The sequence below is a fragment of the Sphingobacterium kitahiroshimense genome (assembly GCF_025961315.1).
GTDB classification, from domain to species: domain Bacteria; phylum Bacteroidota; class Bacteroidia; order Sphingobacteriales; family Sphingobacteriaceae; genus Sphingobacterium; species Sphingobacterium anhuiense.
In genome coordinates, this window is record NZ_JAOQNK010000001.1 from 2,905,434 (window position 1) to 2,932,199 (window position 26,766).

Annotated in this window: 25 protein-coding genes; 15 read left to right on the forward strand and 10 right to left on the reverse strand. The window is 35.3% G+C overall.

Features of this window, described 5'->3' with window-relative positions:
- Positions 1 to 114 precede the first annotated feature (114 nt).
- From ffh to glyA, 4 genes are all read right to left on the reverse strand, one after another.
- Positions 115 to 1,452, reverse strand: coding sequence for a signal recognition particle protein (gene ffh, locus M2265_RS12890; RefSeq protein WP_132773420.1), 1,338 nt, complete (start codon positions 1,450 to 1,452; stop codon positions 115 to 117).
- Positions 1,453 to 1,607: 155 nt separating this feature from the next.
- Positions 1,608 to 2,291, reverse strand: a complete 684-nt coding sequence (locus M2265_RS12895; protein WP_132773418.1) for a zinc metallopeptidase — start codon at positions 2,289 to 2,291, stop codon at positions 1,608 to 1,610.
- 214 nt (positions 2,292 to 2,505) lie between these two features.
- The gene (locus M2265_RS12900; RefSeq protein ID WP_132773416.1) at positions 2,506 to 3,096 is read right to left on the reverse strand and encodes an RNA polymerase sigma factor; all 591 of its coding nucleotides are present in this window, start codon (positions 3,094 to 3,096) and stop codon (positions 2,506 to 2,508) included.
- A gap of 242 nt (positions 3,097 to 3,338) precedes the next feature.
- Positions 3,339 to 4,610: a serine hydroxymethyltransferase gene (gene glyA, locus M2265_RS12905; RefSeq protein WP_132773414.1), complete on the reverse strand. Its 1,272-nt coding sequence runs from the start codon at positions 4,608 to 4,610 to the stop codon at positions 3,339 to 3,341.
- 409 nt (positions 4,611 to 5,019) lie between these two features.
- Between glyA and M2265_RS12910 the strand changes: the two genes are divergently transcribed.
- The 7 genes from M2265_RS12910 (at position 5,020) to M2265_RS12940 (ending at position 12,587) form a co-directional block, all read left to right on the forward strand.
- Entirely contained in the window at positions 5,020 to 5,373 is a 354-nt protein-coding gene (locus M2265_RS12910) for a HesB/IscA family protein (RefSeq protein ID WP_132773412.1), read from the forward strand.
- A gap of 235 nt (positions 5,374 to 5,608) precedes the next feature.
- Entirely contained in the window at positions 5,609 to 9,022 is a 3,414-nt protein-coding gene (ileS, locus tag M2265_RS12915) for an isoleucine--tRNA ligase (RefSeq protein ID WP_132773410.1), read from the forward strand.
- Between the two features lie 3 nt (positions 9,023 to 9,025).
- Entirely contained in the window at positions 9,026 to 9,412 is a 387-nt protein-coding gene (locus M2265_RS12920; RefSeq protein ID WP_021188833.1) for a TraR/DksA family transcriptional regulator, read from the forward strand.
- 60 nt (positions 9,413 to 9,472) lie between these two features.
- A complete protein-coding gene (locus M2265_RS12925) occupies positions 9,473 to 10,123 on the forward strand; it encodes a lipoprotein signal peptidase (protein ID WP_021188832.1) in 651 nt (216 codons plus the stop codon).
- A 55-nt stretch (positions 10,124 to 10,178) separates the two neighbouring features.
- Entirely contained in the window at positions 10,179 to 11,129 is a 951-nt protein-coding gene (locus M2265_RS12930; RefSeq protein WP_132773408.1) for a M20/M25/M40 family metallo-hydrolase, read from the forward strand.
- A complete protein-coding gene (locus M2265_RS12935) occupies positions 11,129 to 12,046 on the forward strand; it encodes an SDR family oxidoreductase (protein ID WP_243655511.1) in 918 nt (305 codons plus the stop codon). Before M2265_RS12930 ends, M2265_RS12935 begins: the two co-directional genes overlap by 1 nt.
- Before the next feature lie 13 nt (positions 12,047 to 12,059).
- Positions 12,060 to 12,587, forward strand: a complete 528-nt coding sequence (locus M2265_RS12940; RefSeq protein WP_021188831.1) for an acyl-CoA thioesterase — start codon at positions 12,060 to 12,062, stop codon at positions 12,585 to 12,587.
- 60 nt (positions 12,588 to 12,647) lie between these two features.
- Here M2265_RS12940 and M2265_RS12945 read toward each other — a convergent pair whose 3' ends face one another.
- The 4 genes from M2265_RS12945 to M2265_RS12960 form a co-directional block, all read right to left on the reverse strand.
- Complete coding sequence (locus tag M2265_RS12945; protein WP_021188830.1) at positions 12,648 to 13,055, reverse strand: EVE domain-containing protein; 408 nt, start codon at positions 13,053 to 13,055, stop codon at positions 12,648 to 12,650.
- A 10-nt stretch (positions 13,056 to 13,065) separates the two neighbouring features.
- Positions 13,066 to 13,416, reverse strand: a complete 351-nt coding sequence (gene gldC / locus M2265_RS12950; RefSeq protein ID WP_021188829.1) for a gliding motility protein GldC — start codon at positions 13,414 to 13,416, stop codon at positions 13,066 to 13,068.
- Between the two features lie 157 nt (positions 13,417 to 13,573).
- Complete coding sequence (locus M2265_RS12955) at positions 13,574 to 13,813, reverse strand: hypothetical protein (protein ID WP_132773406.1); 240 nt, start codon at positions 13,811 to 13,813, stop codon at positions 13,574 to 13,576.
- Positions 13,813 to 15,162 carry a DEAD/DEAH box helicase gene (locus M2265_RS12960; protein ID WP_132773404.1) on the reverse strand — a complete coding sequence of 450 codons (1,350 nt, stop codon included), beginning with the start codon at positions 15,160 to 15,162 and terminating at the stop codon, positions 13,813 to 13,815. The genes M2265_RS12955 and M2265_RS12960 overlap by 1 nt, the downstream gene beginning before the upstream one ends.
- Positions 15,163 to 15,348: 186 nt before the next feature.
- Between M2265_RS12960 and M2265_RS12965 the strand changes: the two genes are divergently transcribed.
- Positions 15,349 to 17,487, forward strand: a complete 2,139-nt coding sequence (locus M2265_RS12965) for a S46 family peptidase (protein WP_132773402.1) — start codon at positions 15,349 to 15,351, stop codon at positions 17,485 to 17,487.
- Positions 17,488 to 17,614: 127 nt separating this feature from the next.
- A complete protein-coding gene (locus M2265_RS12970; protein WP_021188827.1) occupies positions 17,615 to 17,794 on the forward strand; it encodes a hypothetical protein in 180 nt (59 codons plus the stop codon).
- A gap of 133 nt (positions 17,795 to 17,927) precedes the next feature.
- On the opposite strand, the gene M2265_RS12975 is transcribed toward M2265_RS12970, so the two are convergent.
- Together M2265_RS12975 and M2265_RS12980 are read right to left on the reverse strand one after the other, a co-directional pair.
- Positions 17,928 to 18,722 carry a GLPGLI family protein gene (locus M2265_RS12975; protein ID WP_132773400.1) on the reverse strand — a complete coding sequence of 265 codons (795 nt, stop codon included), beginning with the start codon at positions 18,720 to 18,722 and terminating at the stop codon, positions 17,928 to 17,930.
- Positions 18,723 to 18,732: 10 nt separating this feature from the next.
- Positions 18,733 to 21,453 carry an outer membrane beta-barrel protein gene (locus M2265_RS12980; protein ID WP_132773399.1) on the reverse strand — a complete coding sequence of 907 codons (2,721 nt, stop codon included), beginning with the start codon at positions 21,451 to 21,453 and terminating at the stop codon, positions 18,733 to 18,735.
- A 200-nt stretch (positions 21,454 to 21,653) separates the two neighbouring features.
- Between M2265_RS12980 and M2265_RS12985 the strand changes: the two genes are divergently transcribed.
- The 6 genes from M2265_RS12985 (at position 21,654) to trpD (ending at position 26,765) form a co-directional block, all read left to right on the forward strand.
- Positions 21,654 to 23,024 carry a dipeptidase gene (locus M2265_RS12985; RefSeq protein WP_132773397.1) on the forward strand — a complete coding sequence of 457 codons (1,371 nt, stop codon included), beginning with the start codon at positions 21,654 to 21,656 and terminating at the stop codon, positions 23,022 to 23,024.
- Between the two features lie 100 nt (positions 23,025 to 23,124).
- A complete protein-coding gene (locus tag M2265_RS12990) occupies positions 23,125 to 23,868 on the forward strand; it encodes a lysophospholipid acyltransferase family protein (protein ID WP_132773395.1) in 744 nt (247 codons plus the stop codon).
- A 29-nt stretch (positions 23,869 to 23,897) separates the two neighbouring features.
- Entirely contained in the window at positions 23,898 to 24,656 is a 759-nt protein-coding gene (locus M2265_RS12995) for an ABC transporter ATP-binding protein (protein WP_021188823.1), read from the forward strand.
- A 144-nt stretch (positions 24,657 to 24,800) separates the two neighbouring features.
- Positions 24,801 to 25,022 carry a DUF2795 domain-containing protein gene (locus M2265_RS13000; RefSeq protein WP_021188822.1) on the forward strand — a complete coding sequence of 74 codons (222 nt, stop codon included), beginning with the start codon at positions 24,801 to 24,803 and terminating at the stop codon, positions 25,020 to 25,022.
- A gap of 80 nt (positions 25,023 to 25,102) precedes the next feature.
- Positions 25,103 to 25,567: a hypothetical protein gene (locus M2265_RS13005; RefSeq protein ID WP_021188821.1), complete on the forward strand. Its 465-nt coding sequence runs from the start codon at positions 25,103 to 25,105 to the stop codon at positions 25,565 to 25,567.
- Positions 25,568 to 25,775: 208 nt separating this feature from the next.
- Entirely contained in the window at positions 25,776 to 26,765 is a 990-nt protein-coding gene (gene trpD / locus M2265_RS13010; RefSeq protein WP_132773393.1) for an anthranilate phosphoribosyltransferase, read from the forward strand.
- Position 26,766: the final 1 nt, after the last annotated feature.

Sequence of the window (26,766 nt, forward strand, 5' to 3'; positions counted from 1 at the left end):
GCCAGCTGCAACGCCCCATTTACAATCGAACTGGCATTTTTTATATCTCTAAAAAAATACCCTAAAAATTATGCATTTTTAGGGTATTAAAGGATATAAAAAATAATTTCTATCTTATTTCCCTGGCATTTTAGGCATGCTTTTCATTAATTTCGCTGCCATTGCCGGGTTTGACATCTGTTTCATCACTTTTCGCATATCGCCAAACTGCTTCATTAACTTATTCACTTCATTGATATCCGTACCTGAACCTTTGGCAATACGAGAACGTCTTTTTTGATCGATCGCATCTGGATTTTCTCTTTCAAATGGAGTCATTGAATCAATAATTGCTTCAATTGGCTTGAATGCATTATCATCTACTTCAATATCTTTCATCGCTTTACCGACTCCAGGAATCATACCCATCAAATCTTTCATGTTACCCATTTTTTTGATTTGCTGAATCTGCGATTTAAAATCGTTGAAGTCAAATTTATTTTTGCGAATTTTCTTTTGAAGCTCTGCGGCTTCTTTTTCATCAAATTGTTGTTGTGCTCTTTCTACTAAAGAGACAACGTCACCCATACCCAAAATACGGGAAGCCATACGATCCGGATAAAACACATCTAATGCATCCATCTTCTCGCCTGTACCGATAAATTTGATTGGTTTGTTTACAACAGATTTAATTGATAATGCGGCACCACCACGAGTATCCCCATCTAGTTTTGTTAATACTACACCTGTAAAATCCAAACGGTCATTGAATGTTTTAGCTGTATTCACAGCATCTTGACCAGTCATCGAATCTACAACAAAGAGAATTTCATGCGGTTGAGTAGCTTCTTTTACGGCAGTAATCTCCACCATTAAAGGCTCATCAATAGCCAAACGACCTGCAGTATCAATGATCACTACATTATGTCCACTTCTTTTTGCCTCCTCTACTCCTGCTTTTGCAATAGCGATTGGATCTGTAGAATTACGGTCTACATAAACCGGAACACCTACTTGTCCTGCCAATACTTCCAATTGGTCAATTGCCGCAGGACGATACACATCACCAGCTACTAATAAAGGCTTTTTACCTTTTTTATCTTTTAAGTATAAAGCTAATTTCCCTGAGAATGTTGTTTTACCAGCACCATTTAATCCGGCGATTAATATAACAGTCGGATTTTTAGAAGCTTCTAATTCAGTAACAGAGCCTCCCATTAACGCTGTCAACTCATCATTCATGATTTTGGTCAACAATTGGCCGGGTGAGATACTTGTTAATACATTTTCACCTAACGCTTTTTGTTTAACATCATCTGTAAATGTCTTTGCAGTTTTATAATTCACATCGGCATCTAATAATGCCTTACGAATTTCTTTCATCGTTTCTGCAACGTTGATCTCGGTAATACTGCCTTGGCCTTTTAAAACCTTAAAGGCTCTATCTAATTTATCCTGTAAGTTCTGAAACATGATAATTGTAAGTCTATGCTATTATAAAAAGCAAAGTTAAAAAAATAGTCGGAAGCTGAAGCATATAGAATTCAATTCCAAGGATTAATACATAAAAAAAGCGAATATTTATAAAAACATTCGCTTTTTTGTGCTTTTAAGTATCCGTAAAGCCCTTAATCTCTTCTTCCGAATAGTAGGGAAGCATAATATAATAGGGTAACCAAAGCACTTAATGCTGCTACTACATATGTCATTGCAGCCCATTTTAATGCATCTTTCACACCTTCATCTTCTGTCGAACTGTAAGTAACACCATTATTGCTTAACCAGGCTTTCGCGCGATTTGATGCATCAAATTCTACCGGAAGCGTCACGAAACTAAAAATTGTTGTAATTGCTAATGCTGCAACTCCTATTGCTAGAACAATATAGTTCTGTGAAAAGGCCATCAATATAACACCCAACATCAAAACCCAAGATGTCAATTTTGAAGCGAAGCTCACCATGGGTACCATGGCAGATCTAAATCCTAACCATTTATATGCCGTAGCATGTTGCACAGCATGACCACATTCGTGAGCAGAAACTGCCGCTGCGGCAATACTTCTTCCACTGTAAACTTCAGGGCTTAGATTTACTGTTTTATCTGCTGGATTATAGTGGTCACCTAAACGATCAGGGATCGAAACGACCTTCACATCATAAATACCATTATCATGAAGCATTTTTTGTGCAATCTCTGCCCCTGTCAATCCACTCGTTAAAGGAATTTCAGAATATTTTTTAAACTTATTTTTAAATCGGGTTTGAACGATCAGGCTTATAACCATGATCCCTATAAATAAAATCCAATACATAATATTTTCTCTGTTTTAGTAGTTACTTATCAAAATACATTCCACCTTGTCATAACAGACAAAATTTCACATACTAATGTACTAAAATCATTCATTAATACATAAAAGAACAATAAGTGAAACAAAAATATGACATTATTACATAGAAAGTCAAAAAACAAAAGGGATGCCCTCATCGGTTCATCCCTTTTAAATAGTAGTATATAGTGTGATACTAACCGATCTGCAACATCAGACTTTGGCCTTCGATCATCTTACGAAGGTTGGCTAATGCATACCGCATACGTCCCAATGCAGTATTGATACTCACTTCAGTGATATCAGCTATATCTTTAAAGCTCATATCGCAAAAATGTCTCATAATCAATACCTCTTTTTGATCATCAGGAAGTTTTTGAATCATTTTCTTCAAATCGATATCACGCTGTTCTCTTAACATTTTTGATTCCACATTTTCATCACTGAAATCCAATACATCGAAAATATCAAAACCTTCTGTATTGACAATACTCGGAGCTCTTTTCTCTTTTCTAAAATGATCGATAATCATATTATGGGCAATGCGCATAACCCAGGGCAAGAATTTACCCTCGTCATTATATTTCCCTCCTTTTAATGTATTGATTACTTTTATAAAAGTTTCCTGAAAAATATCTTCTGCAAGATATTCATCTTTTACTTTCATATAAATGGATGTGTATATTTTTGATTTATAACGTTCTAACAAAGCTGCTAACGCTGTTTCTTTACCATCTAAATATATATGGATTAATTCTTGATCCGTCTTTTTATTTAAAATACTCATACTTCACCTATTTTTAGCAGTTACCAAATTAATTTTAATTACAACCTGTTTAAAAAGTAGATGTCTGTCGTATAGTATTTCGTTTATATAGTGATCAATTTTCGTATACTCAAAACAAGAGAAAATTATCGAGTAATCAAATTATTACAATGGAATTTAAGACTTTTTAACATTTGCACAAAAAAAGTGCCCTGATTTTAAATCAAGGGCACTTATTATGTTATGATATGTTAACGTACTGCTTATTTATAAAGAGGGAAACCTGCCATCATCTCTTTTACCTTAGCGTGGATTTTAGCAAGTTCTGATTCGTTTGATGCATTTACGATAGCTGCATCAATTAATTCACCGATTTGTACAATCTCTGTTTCCTTGATACCGCGAGTTGTAATGGCTGCTGTACCAAAACGAACACCTGAAGTAACAAAAGGAGAACGAGAATCAAAAGGAACCATATTTTTGTTAGTTGTGATACCCGCTTTTCCTAAAACTGCCTCTGCTTCTTTACCAGAAATATCTTTATTACGTAAGTCAACCAACATTAAATGATTGTCTGTACCGCCAGAAATAATTTTGTAATCTCTTTCTACGAAGAACTGTGCTAAAGCCGCTGCGTTTTTCTTTACTTGAACAATATACTCCATATATTCGTCAGAAAGAGCTTCACCGTAAGCAATAGCTTTAGCAGCGATAGTATGCTCCAAAGGTCCACCTTGTGTACCTGGGAATACTGCTAAATCTAACAACTGTGTAATAGTTCTTGTTTCTCCTTTTGGTGTTTTTGCACCCCAAGTGTTTTCGAAATCTTTACCTACCATGATCATACCGCCACGTGGCCCACGAAGTGTTTTATGGGTAGTAGTTGTTACGATATGACAATGTGGAAGTGGATCATTCAACAATCCTCTTGCGATAAGTCCTGCTGGGTGAGAAATATCCGCTAAAACCAAAGCTCCAATTTCATCAGCAACTTTACGGATACGCGCATAATCCCAATCACGAGAATAAGCAGAAGCACCACAAATAATCATTTTTGGTTTTTCACGAAGTGCTGTTTCTTCTAATTGTTCATAGTCAATTAGTCCTGTATCTTCTTTTACACCATAAAACAAAGGTTGGTAAATTTTACCTGAAAGATTTGCTGGAGAACCGTGTGTTAAGTGACCACCATGCGATAAATCAAGACCTAGTATTTTATCACCTGGTTTAATTGTTGCTAAAAAAACTGCTGCGTTGGCCTGTGCTCCTGAATGTGGTTGTACGTTTACCCATTCTGCACCGAATAATTGCTTAGCACGGTTGATGGCAATAGTCTCAATTTCATCGACTACCTCACAACCTCCATAGTAACGTTTTCCCGGTAAGCCTTCAGCATATTTATTTGTCAAAACTGAACCTGCAGCTTCCATAACTTGTTTTGAAACGAAGTTTTCTGATGCGATTAATTCGATACCCTCCTCTTGGCGTTTCAGCTCATCAGCTATCAAATTGAAAATGGCTTGATCTCTTTCCATTGTTTTAATCTAGTGTAAAATATGAATATTATGATTTTAGTCTACAAATATAGTATAATACTTAAAAAAGGCCTCAAAAAACAGGCTTTATTATTACGAAATTTCACAAAAACCCCTTATTTATTAAAATTCATTAAAATGAAAAATTCAAATATCTCCTGATTCTTTCCTGCATATGATGCACATAAAATCAATAAAAGAAAGTTGCTCATCCACAAATAAATATCAATATCAGGAATCCCATGACGATCAAATTGATGTTAATACATATTACTTTGTAACATGTTACGAACCGACCGATGTCCGATATTGGCAATCAATGTGTTTAATCAATGTCATAAATTAGAAGCAGTCCTATTTTCTATTAAAATTATGTAATTTTGTTTAAGTTGGTTAAAATATTATCACGATGAGTACAGAGACTATAACAGAAAAAGCTCCCTTGACATTAACTGAAGGAGCGATAAAGGAACTAAAAAAACTGAAGGATCAACAAGAAATTTCAGATGATTTTGGATTACGTATTGGTGTTGAAGGTGGCGGTTGTTCTGGGATGAGCTATATTTTAGGATTCGACCAGAAAAAAGATGGTGATAGCGAATACAGTATTTCGGGAATTAGGGTATTTATGAACAAAGCACATGGTTTATATTTAGCTGGGATGGAAGTTGATTTTAGAAACGGTTTAGATGCACGTGGTTTTACCTTCAACAATCCAAATGCTTCCAGCACTTGTGGTTGCGGAAGTTCTTTCTCTGCATAAAGAATTAAAAATATACAGACAAAGCCCAATATTCAGTGAATATTGGGCTTTTTTTATTTATGAATCCTATTGATATGATCACTCCTTCAAGTTGAAATATCACTTTTTAGATTGATTATGCTATACAACCTGATGTTAAAGGTTGTATTTACCTTAAAAGGGTTGTTTTTTAGCTTTTACCTTTCAGCTTAATTGATTAAATTAGCGACCTTTAGAAAAAGAATACGAGACACTGATGTATAAAGAATATAAGCAGCTTAATTTGCCGGAAATAGGCAAAGAAATATTGACCCGTTGGGAACAGGAAAAAATATTCGAAAAAAGTATCACAAACCGTCCAGGAAATAAAACGTACACCTTCTATGAAGGTCCTCCTTCTGCCAACGGTATGCCTGGTATTCACCATGTAATGGGGCGCGCAATCAAAGATATCTTCTGTCGTTATAAAACTTTAAAAGGATTTCAAGTAAAACGTAAGGGCGGATGGGATACGCACGGCCTTCCAATTGAACTTGCTGTTGAAAAAAAACTTGGCATTACTAAAGAAGATATTGGAAAGAAAATATCTGTTGAAGAGTACAATGATGCCTGCCGTACAGAGGTAATGAAATATACTGATGTATGGAATGATTTAACTATAAAAATGGGGTATTGGGTAGATCTTGAAAACCCTTATATTACCTATGAAAATGAATATATTGAAACACTTTGGTACATCTTAAAAGAATTTTATAAAAAGGGGCTTTTATACAAAGGGTATACCATACAGCCTTATTCACCTGCGGCGGGAACAGGATTGAGCTCACATGAACTAAATCAACCTGGTACTTACAAAGATGTAAAGGATACGACAATTGTCGCACAATTTAGATTAATCAAAAATCAATTGCATCCAGCAATTGCCACTTTAGTGGAAGATGACTCTGAAGATGTTGCTTTCATTGCTTGGACAACTACGCCTTGGACATTACCTTCCAATACGGCACTGGTCGTTGGTAAAAAAATAAACTATGTAAAAATTAAAACTTTTAATCAATATACAGGGACACCGGTTTCGGTTATATTGGCTAAAGATTTAATCCCTAAACATTTTAAAACTGAAGGAAAAGACGCATCGTTTCAAGATTATAATTTAGGTGATAAGGTTATTCCTTGGGAAGTCGCGGCAACTTTTACGGGCGAAGAGCTTGTTGGTTTACGCTATGAGCAGTTGATGCCTTATATCACGTCAGATGAACTACAGGAAAAAGCTTTCCGTGTAATCCCTGGAGATTTTGTAACCACAGAAGATGGTACAGGTATCGTGCATGCTGCACCAACATACGGCGCAGATGACTTTAGAGTAGCTAAAGAGCAAGGTGTACCGGGAATCTTGATCAAAGATGAAAATAGCAAAGAGGTACCTACTGTGGATCGTACAGGTCGATTTGTTAAGGAAATCACTGACTTTGCAGGTCGTTTTGTTAAAGAGGAATATTATTCAGATGCTGAACGTGCCGATAAAGATTTCCGACCTACAGATGTGCTTATCGCCATAAAATTGAAAGAAGACAACAAAGCTTTTGATGTTAAAAAATACGAGCATACTTACCCACACTGCTGGCGTACAGACAAACCTGTTCTCTACTATCCATTGGATAGCTGGTTTGTTAAATCCACCGCTGTTAAAAATGATTTAGTTGCACTAAATAAAACCATTAACTGGAAGCCTGAAGCGACTGGTACTGGACGCTTTGGTAATTGGTTGGAAAATCTAGTTGACTGGAATCTATCACGCTCACGTTACTGGGGAACTCCCCTACCTATCTGGCGCTCTGAAGATGAGAATGAAGAAATCTGCGTTGGTTCTATGCCTGAATTAAAGGCTTTATTGGAAGCATCTCTGGTTTCTGATGTATTATCTGAAAAAGAAAAAGAAACCAACAAAGCATATTTGGATAAATTCGGAACTGAAAAACTTGATCTGCATCGTCCTTATGTAGACGATATTGTATTTGTATCGGATGCGGGTCAAAAATTATTCCGTGAACCTGATTTAATCGATGTTTGGTTTGATTCTGGTGCTATGCCTTACGCCCAGTGGGGTCTAGACTATGAAAAACTTGCAAAAGGAGAAGCACTTCCATTTAAAGAAGGTTATAAAGAAGCATTTCCGGCAGACTTCATTGCGGAGGGAGTTGATCAGACACGGGGCTGGTTCTTCACACTTCATGCAATCTCAACGATGTTACAAAAATCGGTTGCATTCAAAAATGTCATTTCGAATGGATTGGTTTTAGATAAAAATGGTAATAAAATGTCTAAACGTCTTGGGAATGGGATTGATCCATTTACCATGTTAGATAAATATAGTGCTGATGCAACACGTTGGTACATGATCAGCAATGCTTCACCATGGGATAATTTAAAGTTCAATGAAGAGGGGCTGGATGAGGTACGTCGTAAGTTTTTCGGAACTTTATATAATACTTATGCATTTTTTGCTCTGTACGCTAACATTGATAAATTTAGTTATAGTGAAGCGGATATTGCTTTAGAAAACCGTCCTGAAATAGACCGTTGGGTAATATCACTATTGAACAGTTTAATTAAAGAAGTCGATGAATTTTATGCGGACTTCGAGCCCACAAAAGCGGCACGTGCCATCCAAAATTTTGTTGACGAGCATTTAAGTAACTGGTACGTTCGTCTTTGCCGCCGTCGTTTCTGGAAGGGAGAATATTCTGAAGATAAGATCTCTGCTTACCAAACTTTATTTACTTGTTTGGATACGATAGCGAAATTGATGTCTCCTATCTCGCCTTTCTTTTCAGACCAGTTGTATCTAGATTTGAACAACGCTACGGGTAGGGAAACTTTTGAATCCGTGCATTTAGCAAATTTCCCGAATTATCAGGAAAAATTGATCGACAAGGATCTGGAAGAGCGTATGTCATTGGCTCAAGATATTTCATCCCTTACCTTATCACTGCGCAAAAAAGTAGGCATCAATGTACGACAACCGTTAAACAAAATCTTACTTCCGGTACTGGATAATAGCTTCCAAGAACGTGTAGAAAAGGTAAAAGATTTGATACTTTCCGAAACGAATATTAAAGATATTCAATTCATTACGGACACGACAGGTATCATCAAGAAAAAAATTAAACCGAACTTTAAAGCTCTTGGCTCGAAAGTTGGTAAAGACATGAAGTTAGTGTCTGCAAAAATCAATGCACTTTCTACAGAAGAGCTTGCAAAATTGGAAAGCGATGGTGAAATTTTATTAGCCGATACACCTTATACAATTCAATTGAGCGATGTAGAAATTATAGCAGAAGATGTTGCTGGCTGGCAGGTCGCTAATTTAGCTAAATTAACCGTAGCCCTGGATATCCATATTTCTGAGGAATTAAAACAAGAAGGATTGTCAAGAGAGTTGGTTAACCGTATCCAAAACCTAAGGAAAGACAAAGGTTTTGAGGTTACTGACCGTATCCGTGTTTTAGTTAGCAAAGATGCTGATATTGAGAGCGCAACGAATGAAAATTTATCTTATATTTGTACCGAAATTCTAGCGGATTCATTGAGTTTCGAAGAATCACTAACTACCGGAGATAGCATTGATATTGACGGAAAGGAATTGAATGTTTTAATCGAAAAAATTTAAATTATGGCAACTAATAACGAAAAGACACGCTATAGCGATTCAGAGCTACAAGAATTTAAAAGCATTATCTTAGAAAAACTAAGAATTGCAAAAGAGGAACTTGCTGCCTTAACAGCCTCTCTAAATAATAGTGATGCAAACGGTACGGATGATACTGCTGGTACTTATAAAACTTTGGAAGATGGTTCTGCCACTTTAGAAAAAGAACAAACGAATCAGTTAGCTGCTCGCCAACGAAAATTCATCGACAACTTAGATGCGGCTTTAGTTCGTATTGAGAACAAAACTTATGGTATTTGTAGAGAAACGGGAAAATTGATCCAAAAGGAAAGATTGAAAGCTGTTCCTCACACTACGTTAAGTATCGAAGCTAAAAATAAACAGTATTAATATTTTTTAAATACAAAAACATAATGGTCTTTACCAAAAGTAAAGACCATTTTTACAACTATGAAAGGCTATACTAAACCAGTAATTCTGATTATTCTCGTTCTTTTAATTGACCAGATATCAAAAATATGGGTCAAATTAAATATGACCATTGGTCAAAGTTATGAGGTGATTGGTAAATTTGTACAAATCCATTTTATAGAGAATAATGGAATGGCCTATGGAATGGAATTTGGTGGCGAATTTGGGAAACTGATGCTAACACTTTTTCGTATTATCGCTGTCGGAGCAATCGGCTATGGCCTGCATTACATGGTTAAAAAGAAATATAATCGCGGATTTATTCTCAATATTGCCTTAATCTTTGCAGGAGCACTTGGAAATATTATCGACTCTACTTTTTATGGTATGATATTTAGTGAAAGCACCTGGTACGATAAAGCTTCATTATTTCCTGCAGATGGAGGATATGCAACGATTTTCCATGGAAAGGTCGTTGATATGCTCTATTTTCCACTGATTAATGGAACATTCCCATCCTGGCTCCCGATTTGGGGTGGTCAAGAATTTCTATTCTTCCGACCGGTATTCAATATTGCTGATTCTGCAATATCAGTAGGGGTTGTGCTGATTCTACTCTTCCAAAAGAAATATTTTAAAGAAGAGAAAGAAGAAAAAACAAGTATACATAGTGAAATCGTAGAAGATTAATAACGACTTCTAAAAAGTCTTGAATTTTCAAGGCTTTTTTTATGAACAACTACAAATGATAAAATTATATATTAAATGCACCCTTTTAACACTTTTCAGTGTTCTAAGTTTACAAGGAATTGCACAATACAGCAATCCTGAACTCGTAAAAAAACATATCAACTATCTCGCAAGTGATAAGATGAAAGGTCGCGGAACAGGAAGCAAAGAAGTATTCAAAGCGGCAGATTATATTGAAAAATATTTTAAAAAACTTAAACTTCAACCGTTAGGTGAAAAAGGATTCAGACAATCATTTGATGCTAAAGTATGGAAAGTTAAAGTGAGTGACAGCATTCGCAAAGCAGATAACATCATTGCATTTTTAGACAATGGCGCTCCACTTACTATTGTAATCGGGGCACATTATGACCATTTAGGAACTGGTCATCAAGGCAGTTCGAAAGATTCCCTGGGTGTTGGTAAAATACATAACGGAGCAGATGATAATGCTTCGGGCGTAGCCGGCTTACTGGAATTAGCACGTTATTATAGTACGAATAATTTAAAGGAAAGTTATAATTTTCTTTTTATCGCATTTGGTGCTGAAGAGTTAGGATTAATCGGATCAAAATATTTTACCGAACACCCAACTTTACCACTTGATAAAATAACAGGTATGTTAAACATGGATATGATCGGTAGGTTAAATCCTGAACAGGGTGTTGCTGTAATTGGATATGGGACAAGTAAAAAATGGCCGGAAATATTTAAGGGTATCACACCTAAAATTAAGTTTTATACAGGTCATGATGGTAATGGTGGTTCTGACCAGACCTCATTCTATAAGAAGAATATTCCAGTTCTATTTTTCCACACAGGAGGTCATCCTGATTATCATATGCCAACAGATGATCCAGAAAAAATCAACTATTCAGGACTTACTGGAATTATTGATTTCGAGGTCATGGTTATCAACAATATGTTAAAACAAAGTGAGAAACTCGAATTCCAATTCACAAATTAATGATGGTTACCAACAAAGTGTTAATAACTGGGTCAAATGGGTTTTTAGGACAAAAACTAATCGATCTACTTAGTAAAAACCTCAATTATGAAGTTTTTGCTATTTCCATGAATAAAAACGACAATCCGAATGTAGCGAATTATCATTTTCAACAATTGGATTTGATGAATTCGGATCTTTTAAACACCTATCTGTCAGAAGTTAAACCAAATTACATCATTCACACTGCTGCAATCACAAGTGTTGAAGGGTGCGAAGCTGATAAAGTGCTCTGTGAAAAGATGAACGTTGAGGTAGCGAAGCAATTGGCCGACTATTGTAAGCAGACAAATGGTTTTTTAGTACAGTTATCCACAGACTTTGTTTTTGATGGCCAAAATGGTCCATATAAAGAGGATGATTCAATCAATCCATTAAGTGAATATGGTAAAAGCAAATTACGTTCAGAACAAGTTATCCATAACTCTGGATGTGAATATGCGATCTTAAGAACTATATTGGTGTATGGAATAAATGCTAATCCAAACCGCTCTAATTTAGTGCTTTGGGCAAAAGAAAAACTTTCAAAAAATGAACCGATAAAAGTTGTGAAAGATCAGTGGCGCATGCCAACGTTTGTTGATGATTTAGCTGAAGCCTGTCTTTTAGCTATTGAGAAACGTGCAACAGGAGTTTTCCACATCAGTGGGGAGGAAATGTTTACAATTGCTGAAGCAGTCTATCAAATTGCAGATTTTTGGAACTTTGACAAATCCTTAATTTCAGAAATTACGGCGGCATCAATAGGTCAATCTGAAAACAGACCACAAAAAACAGGATTTATATTATCAAAAGCCAAGTCGATTTTGGGCTTTCAACCAACTCCTTTCAAAGCGAGTTTAGAAATAATCGATAAACAATACGGAATCTTCCGTTAATAATAAAAAAGAGATGAAGGAGAAATGTGCTAAAGAGTCTACTACGGTAATGAATGAATTAGTATTACCAAATGATACGAATACTTTTGGTAATTTAATGGGCGGTAGATTGTTGTATTGGATGGATATCTGTTCTGCAATGGCAGCGCAGAAACACTGTAATAGTCCAGTAGTAACCGTATCGGTCGATAACGTTTCATTCAAAAGGTCCATTCGACTAGGAGAAGTTGTGACCATTGAAGCAAAGGTAACGCGTGCTTTTAACACTTCAATTGAAGTAAGAATGGAAGTGTTTGCTCAAAATCTTCCATTGGGAACAAAAGAAAAATCAAATGAAGCCTATTATACATTCGTAGCGGTAGACGAACATGCCAAACCGCAGCCTATTCCGAAAGTAGTTCCTGAAACAGAATTGGAACATAGGCTTTACGATGAGGCAATGAGACGTCGTGAGTTACGCTTAATATTAAGTGGTAAGCTAGATCCAAGCAAAGCTACTGAATTAAAAAACCTTGTCAATTTATTTGATCACAAAGGCTAATTAAAAATGCCTCAGATGATGTATCTGAGGCATTTTTAATTTTAATTAGTGCAAACGCTATTATTCAGAGCCTAAAGCCACTATACGATCAAACTCTTCAGCCTTTAGTGGCATTACAGATAATCTTCCTTGACGTACTAATGCAACATCCTGTAAAAATTCATCTGCTTTGATCTGCTCTAACGTAACTGATTTCTTAAATGTTTCCACCGGAGCTAAATCTACGACTACCCATTTCGGATCTTCAGTTGTAGGGTCCTGATAGTATTCTTTTACAACTTTTGCAATACCCACCACTTCTTTTCCTTCATTGCTATGGTAAAATAAAACAAGATCACCCTCTTTCATTGCTTTAAGATTGTTACGGGCTTGATAATTACGTACACCATCCCAAAACGTCTGACCATCTTTATTAAATTGCTCCCAGCTGTATTTGAAAGGCTCAGATTTGACCAAAAAGTAATTCATATCGAAAAAATTAGTTTTGTTGTTCTAATACTTCCATTTTATCAGCAAAGTGAGCACAATAATCACGTAAATCTGCGATTACTTTCTCTGCCATAGGATCACCGCCTGAAGAACGTAGAAATGAATCTCCTAATGTCTGTAAGGTCTCATAGAAAAAACGTTTCATCTCATCATAAGGCATATCTTTAGTCCATAAATCGATACGCATTGAGTTTTTATATGCAGAATCCCATAATGCTAAAAACATGGCTTTGGCAGGAAGCTCATCAGAAGATTCACCATCATTAGAAGACCAAGTAATTTTGTCAGGCACATTTGCATCATCCAATTCAACCTGTAATTTTATTTCTGCTTTTTTCATTAGAATATGATTTGTTTTAATAATGAGTGTTAGCTTTTACTAATTATTAAGCTAGTTTCACTCGTTTTTTAAAGGCTATGAAGCTACTCTGAACATGTTGATTTCTCTATGATATGCTCAAGACTGTTTCATATTAATAATGCTTTTTACAAAAGGCTTACGCTATTTTTATAATAAGTGTTAAGATCGCGACTACCACTATAAAACCCAACTCATAGAGCCAAAGTTTTTTATTTTGTTTGACAATAATCCGGAAGAAAATATCCACCAATAGTAATACCACCATTAAGATCGACAGCGCAGTCATAGACAGTAATGGTTTTGTATCGGACATATCCTCTACAAAATACCAAGCTAGTAAGCATGCCGATACGATATTAATTGGTGTAAGTCTCACTATTTTGTTCTATAATTTCTTTTAGTAGAAGTTTTAGGACCTTGTTTATTAGACTTGAACCCCGATGCACGCTGTGATGCTTTTGCTTCTTTCTGCTTGATTGCAAATTTCTTTTCGTGGAACGCACCTTTAAAATCTGGATCTTCTTTTCGTTTTTGAATATCGATTTCTTTGGCAATAGCCTGGCGTTCGAAATATGGTGTTTCTTCGATAAAAACTTCACCTGGTAGTGGAGCAACATCAACAGACTGACGCATTAACTTTTCAATTTTTCTGAAATAATATTTTTCTGCATCATTGCAAAAAGTAATAGCATCACCAGAATTAAATGCACGGCCGGTACGTCCGATACGGTGTACGTAATCTTCTGTCACTATAGGAACTTCAAAGTTAATCACATGAGAAACATTGGAAACATCAAGACCACGTGCTGCTACATCAGTCGCCACTAATATTCGTATATTTCCTTCTTTAAAGGCATTAATAGAATTGATACGTGTATTTTGACCTTTATTAGCATGTATAACCCGTACTTGATCTTTGCCATATTTACGTTCTAAAAAAGCAAAAACATTATCCGCAACTGTTCTTGTTTTGCAAAAAACAATTAAACGATGAAATGATTCATCATCTTTCAGTAGATGTTGCAATAAATTGAGTTTTGTTTTTTGATTAGGAACGAAATAAACTCTCTGACTCACCGTCGAAGCTGGCGTTGCTTGCTCAGAAACTTCTATAACCGTTGGAAAAGCTAAGAAATCGCCAGCAATTTTCCGAACCAGCTCTCCCATTGTTGCGGAGAATAATAGATTTTGTCTTTTTCTAGGCACGACTTCCAAAATACGGTGCAATTTAGAAATGAATCCCATATCCATCATTTTATCGGCCTCATCCATCACCAAAAATTTCAATGATTTCACATTAATATGACCTTCTAAATATAAATCTAAAAAGCGCCCTGGTGTCGCGACAATTATGTCTACTCCTTTTTCAAGGTTTTCAATTTGGGTTTTAGGCCCCAAACCACCATATAAAACAACTGTACGTAAATCAAGATATTTTGAAAATGTCTGGATATTTTCCTCTATCTGCATAGCAAGTTCGCGGGTTGGCGATAAAATTAAAGCGCGTGCATCTTGACCTTGCGCATATTTCAATTTCATTAATATAGGTAAGACAAATGCAGCCGTCTTTCCAGTGCCTGTTTGCGCTACTCCCATGATATCTTGACCAGCTAGAATCGGTGTAATAGCTTTTTGTTGTATTTCTGTTGGAACCGAATAACCTGCTTCTTCAATTGCATTCAAAAGCTGCTTATTCAATTTAAAATTTTCAAATGTTTGCTGCATTTTACAAAGATAATGAAAAGCATCCACATGCTTATCTTATGCATTAAATGATTATCAGATTGACGTAAAACTGACATAACTGTTTCATTATTATTGTTAAAAAGATGCTTCATTGGTCGCATTTTGATTTAAAGCAGAATTAAACCACCTTTGTAGTAAATAACTAAACTTTTTTATCAAGTTTGTATGAAAAAATTATGGATCTTATTGCTGCTTATCACAGCAAGTATGACCACATTCGCAGATGAAGGAATGTGGTTCTTAATGCACTTGAAGCGACTTAATGAAGCTGATATGCAAAAGAAAGGATTGAAACTGACGGCTGAAGAAATCTACAGCATCAACAATTCAAGTTTAAAAGACGCGATCGTACAATTCAATGGTGGTTGTACTGCAGAAATTGTTTCTGATCAAGGCTTAGTATTCACAAATCACCACTGTGGATATGGTGCAATTGCAGAATTATCAACTCCTGAAAATGACCACTTAACAAATGGTTTCTGGGCAAAAACAAAATCTGAAGAATTAAAGCCAAAATCTTTATTCGTTCGCTTCTTTGTTCGTATGGATGATGTTTCAAAAAGAATTTTGTCATTAGTAAATGATAAAATGTCTGAATCTGAACGTCAAAAAATCATTAATCAGGAGATCGCTAAGATCGAAAAAGAAAATAGCGAAAACGGTAAATACATCGTCAATGTGAAATCATTTTACAATGGCAATGAATATTATTATTTCGTTTATCAAGATTTTAACGATGTCCGTTTAGTAGGAACTCCTCCTAACAGCATTGGTAAATTTGGTGGTGATACGGACAACTGGGAGTGGCCACGCCACACAGGAGACTTTTCTATCTTCCGTGTATATGGAGACAAGAATGGTAACCCAGCAGAATATGCTAAGGAAAATGTTCCTTTAAAACCAAAACACTTCTTACCGATCAGCTTAAAGGGTTTTAAAGAAGGTGATTTTGCTATGATATTGGGATACCCTGGTCGTACAAATCGTTGGATGCCTGCAGGGGGAATTGATCAAAATGTAAAGTTTGCTTACCCTGCTTGGGTAGAAGCATCAAAAACAGGAATGGATGCCATGAAAAAATACATGGACAAAGATCAAGCTGTTAAAATCAATTATGCTTCTAAATATTCTCAAGTAGCTAACTACTGGAAAAATCGCCAAGGAATGATCGACGCTTTAACGTTGCACAAAACTGCGGTGACAAAAGCTCAAGATGAGGCTAAATTTAACAAATGGGCTAATAAAAAAGAGAATAAAGCAGAATATGGTGATGTAATTGCTACGATTAACGCATATTATGCCGCTACGAATGAAAAAGCGCGTCATGACAACTATTTAAGTGGTATGATCCGTTCGAGTACATTAGCCGCTTTACCTTTTTCAATCGGAAATGGATTGGATTTATATGTAAAGTCTAATGAGGCGAAACGTAAAGAGTTATTACCAAAGTTGCAAGGAGCAATTGCTTCAAGTTATGAGAAGTTATACTTACCTCTAGAGGAAGATGTATTGATTGATGAATTGAACCTATATGCAAAAAAAGGTGGCAACATCGCTCCTTATGTTGCAGAACTAGCTGGTAAAAACAACAATGATCTAACATCATATATTCGTGAAGCTGTCAAAAATAGTATTTTTGCTTCCGAAGAAAGACTTAAAAACTTTTTAGACAATCCGACAGCGTTAGCGTTAGATAACGATCCATTGTACAAATTATCGACAGCATTATTAAATAAATACCGTGAGTCTTCGGCTTCAGATAAAGAAGCAACGGATAAATTCGAGGCTGCACACCGTAAATATGTTGCTGGCGTATTAGCATCTAATCCAAAAGGAAAATTCTATCCAGATGCAAATAGCACGTTACGTTTAACATACGGTTCTATTAAATCATTGCCTGCAGATAAACGTAATGATGCTGCACAAAACTTCTATACGACTTTGAAAGGCACTATTGCTAAGTACAAAAAAGGAGACGAAGAGTTTGATTTGCCTCAGAGATTGATTGATTTGCAAAACAATAAAGATTACGGTCGCTATGCAGATAAAGCTGGATACCTTCCAGTTAACTTTCTAAGTGACAATGATATAACAGGTGGAAATTCAGGTTCTCCTGTAATAAATGGAAATGGCGAACTAATTGGCTTGGCTTTTGATGGTAATATTGAAGCGATGGCAGGTGACGTTATTTTTGATCACAAATTGCAACGCACGATATCTGTAGATATTCGTTACGTTTTATTTGTAATTGACAAATTTGCTGGAGCTACCAATATCATTAGTGAATTAAAAATTGTAGAATAATCATATTTCACAATTTTTAACAGAAATTTTTCTGAAAAAATATTTTCTATTAAATTGGTTTTTGTATATTTATTGTGTTAATTAGAGTAATAAACAAGACCATAAAACTAAAATTATAATTATTAAAATGGAAAACTACGTAAAATTAAAAGAGTTAGTAGCATCAATCGAAGGAGATGCAGACAAATTTTTCAACAATGGTAACTCTGCTGCAGGTACTCGTGTACGCAAAGGATTACAAGACATTAAAACATTAGCACAAGAAATTCGTAATGAAGTTACTGCTAAGAAAAATGACGGTAAATAGTTCTTATTTATCTTAATCAAAATAAAAGGCGCTTTTAAAGCGCCTTTTATTTTGCTATTATTTTTTAATATTAAAAAGCCCTTAAATGTAATGTTTAAGGGCTTTTTAAATTATATACAACGTGGTTCTACAATTACAAAGTAGCTAATTGCATAATATATTTTACTGTATCTTTGTTCAACCATTGCGATATAGTGGATGTAAATTGATCAATCATTTGCTTACGGCTCATGGTTTTAGTTTTCTTATTTTCAAAAACCTTCTTATCCATCACAATAGTATTGCTCAATTCTACCTGCGTAGCAAAATAAGATACGTGTTGACTTGGTACCACGAGACCCAAAATCATACCCGGCAAGCCACTTATAGACTCAGGGCCTCCACTAACTGGAATTTCATTTGCATAGAACCCTATTACATAAGTTGAATCTGAAGTAAACCCATTTGCCCGTCGGCATGTATAACCTGCAATATCGCGGTACTCATCAGTAATACGCCATTGAATTTTTTTAACGGAGTCCTGAATGATAATTTTATCACCCATCATATCATTAAAACGTTTATAATCCTTCGTTGCTAAATTTGATAAAGTCTGCGCATCAAAGTCCAGAGCAAACATCATAATCAGTTGCTTTGCTTTCATATCCAATTCCTGTCCAGCGACCGGTTGAAATAGTGTTTCATTTCCATTGAATTTAAGGGTCTTCTTTAAGACAACATTCTCTGGAATATTTGGAAGCATCTGTTCAAACTGAGTTCTGGAATTACCATCAGCTTTGGCAATAAACTGTTTATTAACGATGTTCTTCATATACATCGTTTTATCAAACGAAATGGTACCGACCTTAGAAAAAAGTGTATACTGTGCTTTAGCAAGCGTACTACAACATAAGAGTATAAAAAGTATACCGTAATTTAGTATTTTCATGTGTTTCATCTTATAAAAACATTTTTGTAAAATCCCATGATAGCTTTAACATATAGTAACGTCTGATCGTATCATATCTTCTTTGCGTAAATACAGAGCTAGAGGCCGATCTGCTAAAGCCTTTATTTTGATTCAGGACATCATTAACTGTAAAATCTAAAATCAAAGACTCATTTTTCAAGAATTTCTTACTAACTCCTGGATGAAGTAAAAATTGATCAAACTTCTGGTCAAACGCTTTCGTTGCAGCCTCGTAAGTATAATCGTAGTTGGTATATACCTTAAGTGTTTTTGTAAAAAAGTATTCTACACTTCCAGAAGAACCGAATACAAAACCATTACTGTTTGTATTTTGCTGTAAGTTAGACTCCATAACACGGTATTGCGGACTTAAATTAATATTAAAGTTTAGCCCGGTTTTTGTATCACGGGTCAACGTGTAAGTAAAATTATAATTGGTTGTATTTACTTTATTCAGTTCACCATTGAAGAAATTATAATTTTCCGATGTTGACAATGATAATTGTGGCGAGTTACTCAATCCCAATTTTTTATTCAACTTAAAGTAATAACCGGACCAAAAATTAGCAGATAGATTAGTTTTTCCTATTATATTATTCCATTCGTAGGTATTTATACCATTCGCAGTAGTGATGTTCTGTGAAATAGGATCTTTTACAACATTTACGTTCCCTCCTACATATGCATAACTTCCTGTCAATAACTTAAATGTATTATAACCTAAGTTTATATTATGACTAAAAGATGGTTTCAAATTCTCATTCCCAATATAGCGATTCAATTGATCTGAGTTATCAAGTATCGGCTGGATTTGATTTAAAGCAGGTAGTTGATTACGTCCATTGTAATTAAACCACAACTGCTTACTTTTAGTAAATGAATAACCACCACCTAATGACGGATTATAAGTGAAGAAGTTTCTGGAAAACTGTTCTTTCGTATCGTTATTCCGTTGCTCTAAATCATCATTATTGAAACTATTCGTAAAATTTAATCTTAACTTTTCCGTTGTATAACCGAATGCCAGTTTATAATTACTGCTTGTTCTATTGAAATCATAATTATTACTAAAATCAGGATCTAGTACATCATATTTTCCAGATCCTTTATTAAAAGATTCCACCAAAGAAGAACTTTTATTACTTTCGATTCCCCCACCAATTGACATATTTAAGACTTTAGACAATGGTTCTGTATAGGTTAAAGATGCACGACTAGTCGTTACATTTTGTTCCCTCTTTTTCCGCTGATCTGTAGTATCAGTACTAACCTTATATTTACTTACTGTTGAAAAAAGTGTTCCTTCTCCAGTAGTTTCATCTTTCCTTGTCTCTCCACTAAATGTCAATGATCTTCCTTTTTTCTTAAATTTATGAGTAAACAACGCACTTAAATTAAATGCTTTAACCTTATTGTCCGCAACTTCTCTTGTATTTTCAGTTGTTACTGTATCCAATTTTTCAGAAAATTGGTACGCTTCGCGCTTATTATCAGACCAAAGGTTCTTTTGCGATGCTCCTCCACGAATTGTCAATGTATTTAAGGAGTCAAAGTTAAGATCGTATTTCAAATTTACACGATGTTGATCATTTTCCGTATCTACAGTTTTTACAGTACGGCTGTTGATAAGACCACTCATCAAGGTTTCATCTTGACCATCACTACTAATACGGCCATATTTATAATTGATATTTACGTTATGCTTGTTTTTATCAAATTTGTCTGAAAAGTTAATGCCTGAATTAATTGCTCTTGGGACACCAATTACACCTTGGCCAGAGAATGGATCAGTAAAACTTGACCAGGACATCGATCCATCGTCACCATAACTTACTCCGGAATCGCCCCCATATTTCTCTGCATCTTGCCAATTCATCGATGTAGTACCATTGTTACCAAATAGACCATAAGCTGATATTTTTTGCGAACCTTTAAACTTATTAATCATCAGCTGCCCCATGTAGTATTGATCTGTTCCACCACCTGCTAAAGCCTTACCAAACATGCCATTTTTGGCGCCATCTTTTAGTTTCACATTAATGGTTTGCTCTCGTTGACCATCATCAACCCCTGTACGCTCTGCTTGTTCTGATTTTTTTTCGTAGACCTGCACTTTATCAACCATGTCTGAACGTATGTTACGTGTCACTAATGTCGGATCATCGCCAAAGAATTCTTCACCGTCTACTAAAACCTTTTTCACAGTTTTACCTTGGGCAGTAATCTTTCCCGATGCATCAACCGTAATACCCGGCAATACTTTCAATAAATCTTCAACTTTAGCATTTTTTTCCACTTTAAAGCTACCTGCATCATACTCTGTAGTATCTCCTTTAATAGTGATCGGAATGCGACCTGTTACGATAACTTCTTGTAAAAGTTGCGCTGTACTTGTCAAACCAACCTTTAATGCTGAATAATCTTGATTTGGTAAAATTTCGGTATAATAGTCTCCATATTTGGGATAACTTACAATAAGTACTGCTTCACTTTGTACGGGTGTACTTAACGAAAAATTACCATTTTCATCAGATCTGGTAAAATCTAAAAGAATAGAGTCTTTGGCACTCAAAAGCATGACTGTTGCATTTGACAACTTCTGCTGATCTTTGGCATCACTAATTTTACCTTGAATTTTACTCTGAGCAAAGCAAAAGCTCACAAGCATCGGTAATAGCAACAGCAAATGGAAAATCGTTTTTCTTTTCATCTAAAAACTATAATTATCACTTTGGTTAATAAAACTGCACAAATATATTGTGTAGTTACCCCTATTAGATAGGCTTTCAATAGAAATGTTACAACTTTTTATAACTTTTTTTTAAATCCTTTAATTATGCCTCTAAAACCATAATTACCAAGGTGAAATTATAATGTTTTACCTATTTTTGTTTTAAATACATTCATACTATGCAAACTATACAAGAATATGTTGAGGCGAACAAACAACGATTTTTAGATGAGTTGTTTGATTTATTACGTCTTCCGTCAGTAAGTGCTGATCCAAAATTTAAAGGTGATATCGAAAAAACGGCAGAATTTGTAGCACAAAAGTTAAAGGAGGCTGGCGCAGATAATGTAGAAATCTGTCAAACAGCGGGTAATCCGATTGTATATGGAGAAAAGATTATCGATCCTGCTTTACCTACGGTATTAACCTATGGGCATTATGATGTGCAACCTGCTGATCCATATGAATTGTGGGATACGCCACCATTTGAGCCAACAGTACGTGATGGTAAAATTTACGCACGTGGTTCTGCTGATGATAAGGGACAATTCTATATGCATGTAAAAGCATTTGAATATATGATGAAAAATAATGCACTTGCGTGCAATATTAAATTCATGATCGAGGGAGAAGAAGAAGTTGGTTCTGCTAACCTTGGAACTTTTGTAAAAGAAAATAAGGAAAAATTAAAAGCTGACGTAATTGTTATTTCTGACACATCGATGATCAGTCTGGAAACTCCATCTTTAGAAACTGGATTAAGAGGATTATCTTATGTTGAAGTTGAAGTAACTGGTCCAAATAGAGATTTACACTCTGGTGTTTACGGGGGCGCAGTTGCAAACCCAGCTACAATCTTAGCAAAATTAATCGCATCTCTACATGATGAGAACAATCATATTGCCATTCCAGGATTTTATGATGATGTCGTCGAACTATCTCAGGAAGAACGCGATGAGCTCAATAAAGCGCCATTCGAAATCGAAGCATATAAAAAAGATTTAGGTGTTCAAGAGCTATGGGGAGAAGAAGGATATTCAACAATTGAACGTACAGGTACTCGCCCGACTTTAGAAGTGAACGGTATTTGGGGAGGTTATATTGGTGAAGGTGCAAAAACTGTACTTCCTTCGAAAGCATATGCCAAGATTTCGATGCGATTAGTTCCAAATCAAAATTCACAGCGCATTACAGACTTATTTAAAAAACATTTCGAAGCAATCGCTCCAAAAAATGTACAAGTCGAAGTTAAACCGCATCATGGTGGCGAACCGGTTGTAACTCCAACTGATAGTGTCGCTTACAAAGCTGCTGAGAAAGCATTAACGGACACATTTGGGATAAAACCTATCCCAACCCGCGGCGGAGGTTCAATTCCTATTGTAGCCTTATTTGAGGAAGTTTTAGGCTTAAAAACTGTCCTTCTTGGTTTCGGATTAAATAGTGACAACCTACATTCTCCGAACGAGAAATATGGTATTGAAAATTATCTTAAAGGTATTTCAACTATTCCTTTGTTTCATAAATATTATGCTGCATTAAGTAAATAACTACCTGCACAAAATACAGAAAGGGGTTCGCTAATTTGAACCCCTTTTTTATTATATTGCTCTCCTTACGAAAAGCTATCTTGTATAAAAATATTATTGAATGATTAAAATTCTGAAGAAACTGCATCGCTATTTTTATTTTGCCAGTGTTTTTATTGTATTCTGTTGTCTTTTTCCCATCATATGGCTATATGCAAGAAATGCATCCAAAAACTATAATCAAATCGCGTATCTCAGGAGATGGATGAGCCTCATCGGTTCATATGGTGCCGGTATTTTTTACCGCGTAAAGTTTGAAGAAAAAATTGACTGGTCCAAACCTTATATCCTCTGTGCCAACCATACTTCCGTTCTAGACATCACGGCGATGACTTTTATATCCCAGAAAGCTATTAGTTTTATTGGAAAAGCAGAGTTATTGAAAAACCCCGTAACACGCATATTTTTTAAAACAATTGATATCCCTGTAGATCGTAAGAGCAGAATGGCTTCTTTCAGATCTTTTAAAAAGGCTAATGAAATGCTTAAGGATGGAAAATCTCTTGCCATTTTTCCGGAAGGAAAAATTGATGAGCAGTATCCACCTACTATACATCCTTTTAAATCTGGTGCATTTCGTCTGGCAATTGAGAATAATATTCCAATAATACCGATTGTCATTGAAAATGCCTGGGAAATTTTATGGGATGACGGTCATAAATTAGGATCGCATCCAGGCATCGTAAAAGTGCAAGTATTTGCTCCGATTAATACAGATAATTATGATGAACAAAATGCTGCTGACTTAGAAAATTACGTTTACAATAAAATGCTTTCACATTGGAAATTGCAGAATAAATTGTAATTTGAGCACCAAATTTAAACAAGTTTGCTATGGCTTCCGCAACATTAATTGAAATTCAAGAGATCGCTCGACAATATACAATAGGAACAGAGACTATTCATGCGTTAAAATCTGTTTCTTTAAATATAAAGAAAGGTGAATTTGTAGCTTTAATGGGTCCATCTGGATCTGGAAAGTCAACATTAATGAATATTTTAGGTTGCTTAGACACTCCTAATTATGGTGATTATATTTTAAATGGCATCAATGTCAGTGATATGACAGATGATGAACTGGCTGAGGTTCGGAATAAGGAGATTGGATTTGTTTTTCAAACATTCAACCTTTTACCCAAAAGCACAGCATTGGAAAATGTTGCACTTCCATTAATTTATGCAGGGATTAAACAAAGTGTACGGGAGGAAAAAGCAACACAGGCTTTAAATAGTGTCGGATTAGGAAATCGTGTTGATCATCGTCCGAATGAGTTATCAGGTGGTCAACGCCAACGTGTAGCAGTTGCCCGTGCATTGATAAACAACCCATCCATTATTCTTGCGGATGAACCTACAGGAAATCTTGACACAAAGACTTCTATCGAAATCATGGGGCTTTTAGAAGAAATCCATTCTAAGGGAAATACCATCATATTGGTAACTCACGAGGAAGATATTGCACAGCATGCACATCGAATCGTCCGCATGAGAGATGGACTTATAGAAGCTGATTATCCAAATACAGATATCAAATCCGTTTCTCCAAGACTATCAGCATTAGAAGAAAAAGGTGATGATTTTGAAAATATTTAGAAAGACAAGCACAATGCCAGCATATTTTTTCAAACTGAATATCAATCACTTAAATTGATAATAAAAAAATAAATGTCAAATAACTTGCTAAAGACAAATTAAATTATATTTTTGCGAAAATTGAAAACTTAATCTGTTTTTATTATGTATTGGACATTAGAGTTAGCTTCACATTTAGAAGATGCCCCTTGGCCGGCAACAAAAGATGAATTAATCGACTATGGTATTCGTTCTGGTGCTCCTGTTGAAGTAATCGAAAATTTACAAGATTTAGAAGACGACGGTGAGCCTTACGAGAATATAGAAGAAATTTGGCCAGATTATCCTACTAAGGATGATTTCTTCTTTAACGAAGACGAGTATTAATAAAAAATGCCTTACATTGAATTGTAAGGCATTTTTTATACGGTTTAATCCTTTTCACTAAATAGCAGTCTTATCACTATATGATAACATATCTTAAAAGTGCATGTATACTTTTGGCATTTCTGGTTCCCAATATCAATTTTGCACAGGAAAACAGAGTTCCTGATTCCAATTTGGTTATTGTGAAAAAATTTGTCACTGCTCTTAATGACCCCAATATTGCTACCGATGTGATCTTAAGTCAGCACATCATCATCAACAAAAAGCTTACGGATGAATATTTTGAATATCTCGAAGCAAGTCTAAACGAAGTCCGTCTCAATATACAGATGAAAGATATTAGTCAAATTCAGTATCTCAACTATCATCAGCTTCCTAAAAAGGAAACTAGGGATATCGACTTAGAAGGAAAAAATGCGTCGAACATTTACTTTCTTAAAATAAAAGACAGGCTGATTGTATCCCTTTATCTTGAAGCAGACAAAATTGCATCCTTTACTTTAGTCTCAAAAGGAAATAATTTAGCACATTTTGTCACATATTAAAATTATTCACTAAATCACTTGCTTTTTTTAAAATAATCAACCATATTTGCTATTACAATAAAGAAATGAATATAAACGTATTAAATAAGTCTTGGTGGTGGCATAACAGTTAAACTGTTGTGGCAAAGAACTATTGCTTAGATTTATCTATACATCAAAATAGTAGGCTTGCCTTTTTAGGTAAGCCTTTTTTTATTTTAACAATACCATGAAAAAAATATTAGCGCATTTATTTGAATATAAATCATTCAGCAGAAAAGAGGCTTATGATATCCTCATCAATATCACAGAGGGCAGATATGATAGCCATCAGATCGCTGCATTCATGACAGCTTACGGCATGCGAAGTATCCGTGTGGAAGAACTTGGTGGATTTAGAGATGCGATGTACGATCTATGTCTTCAACTTGACTTCAGCGGTTATGATTTAATCGATTTATGTGGTACAGGTGGAGATGGAAAAAACACTTTCAACATTTCTACATTAGCATCTTTTGTTGTAGCTGGAGCAGGTTATCATGTCGCTAAACATGGTAATATCGGCGTCTCATCGGGCTGTGGTTCTTCCAATGTTATGGAATATTTGGGCTATCAATTTACAAACGATAAAGGCGAGCTAAACAGACAACTGGATGAGGCTAACATTTGCTTCTTACATGCCCCTTTATTTCATCCTGCGATGAAGACGGTAGCACCTATTCGAAAAGCGTTGGCCGTTAAAACATTCTTTAACATGCTAGGCCCTTTGACGAATCCTGCGAATCCAAAATTTCAATCTGTAGGTGTTTTTAGTCTAGAGCTTGCAAGATTGTATGGATACCTCTATCAAGATTCAGTAAAACAATATTCGATTATACATGCACTGGATGGATACGATGAGATATCACTTACAGGTGATTTCAAAGTTATAACCAATGCTGGAGAAAAATACTACAGTATTCCTGAACTTGGCTTTGATATTGTTGCACCAGCTTCTTTAGCTAGTGGGGAAACAATCAATGAAGCGGCAGACACATTTTTGAAAATTATTAGCAATGATGGCAATGACATTCAAAATAACGTAGTACTTACAAATGCCGCCTTTGCTATCAATACATTTGATCCGCAAAAAACATTTGCAGCTTGTTTGGCCGAAGCAGAAGAATCACTTAAAAGCGGAAGAGCATTCAATAGTTTCAAAAAACTTATAAATAAATAAC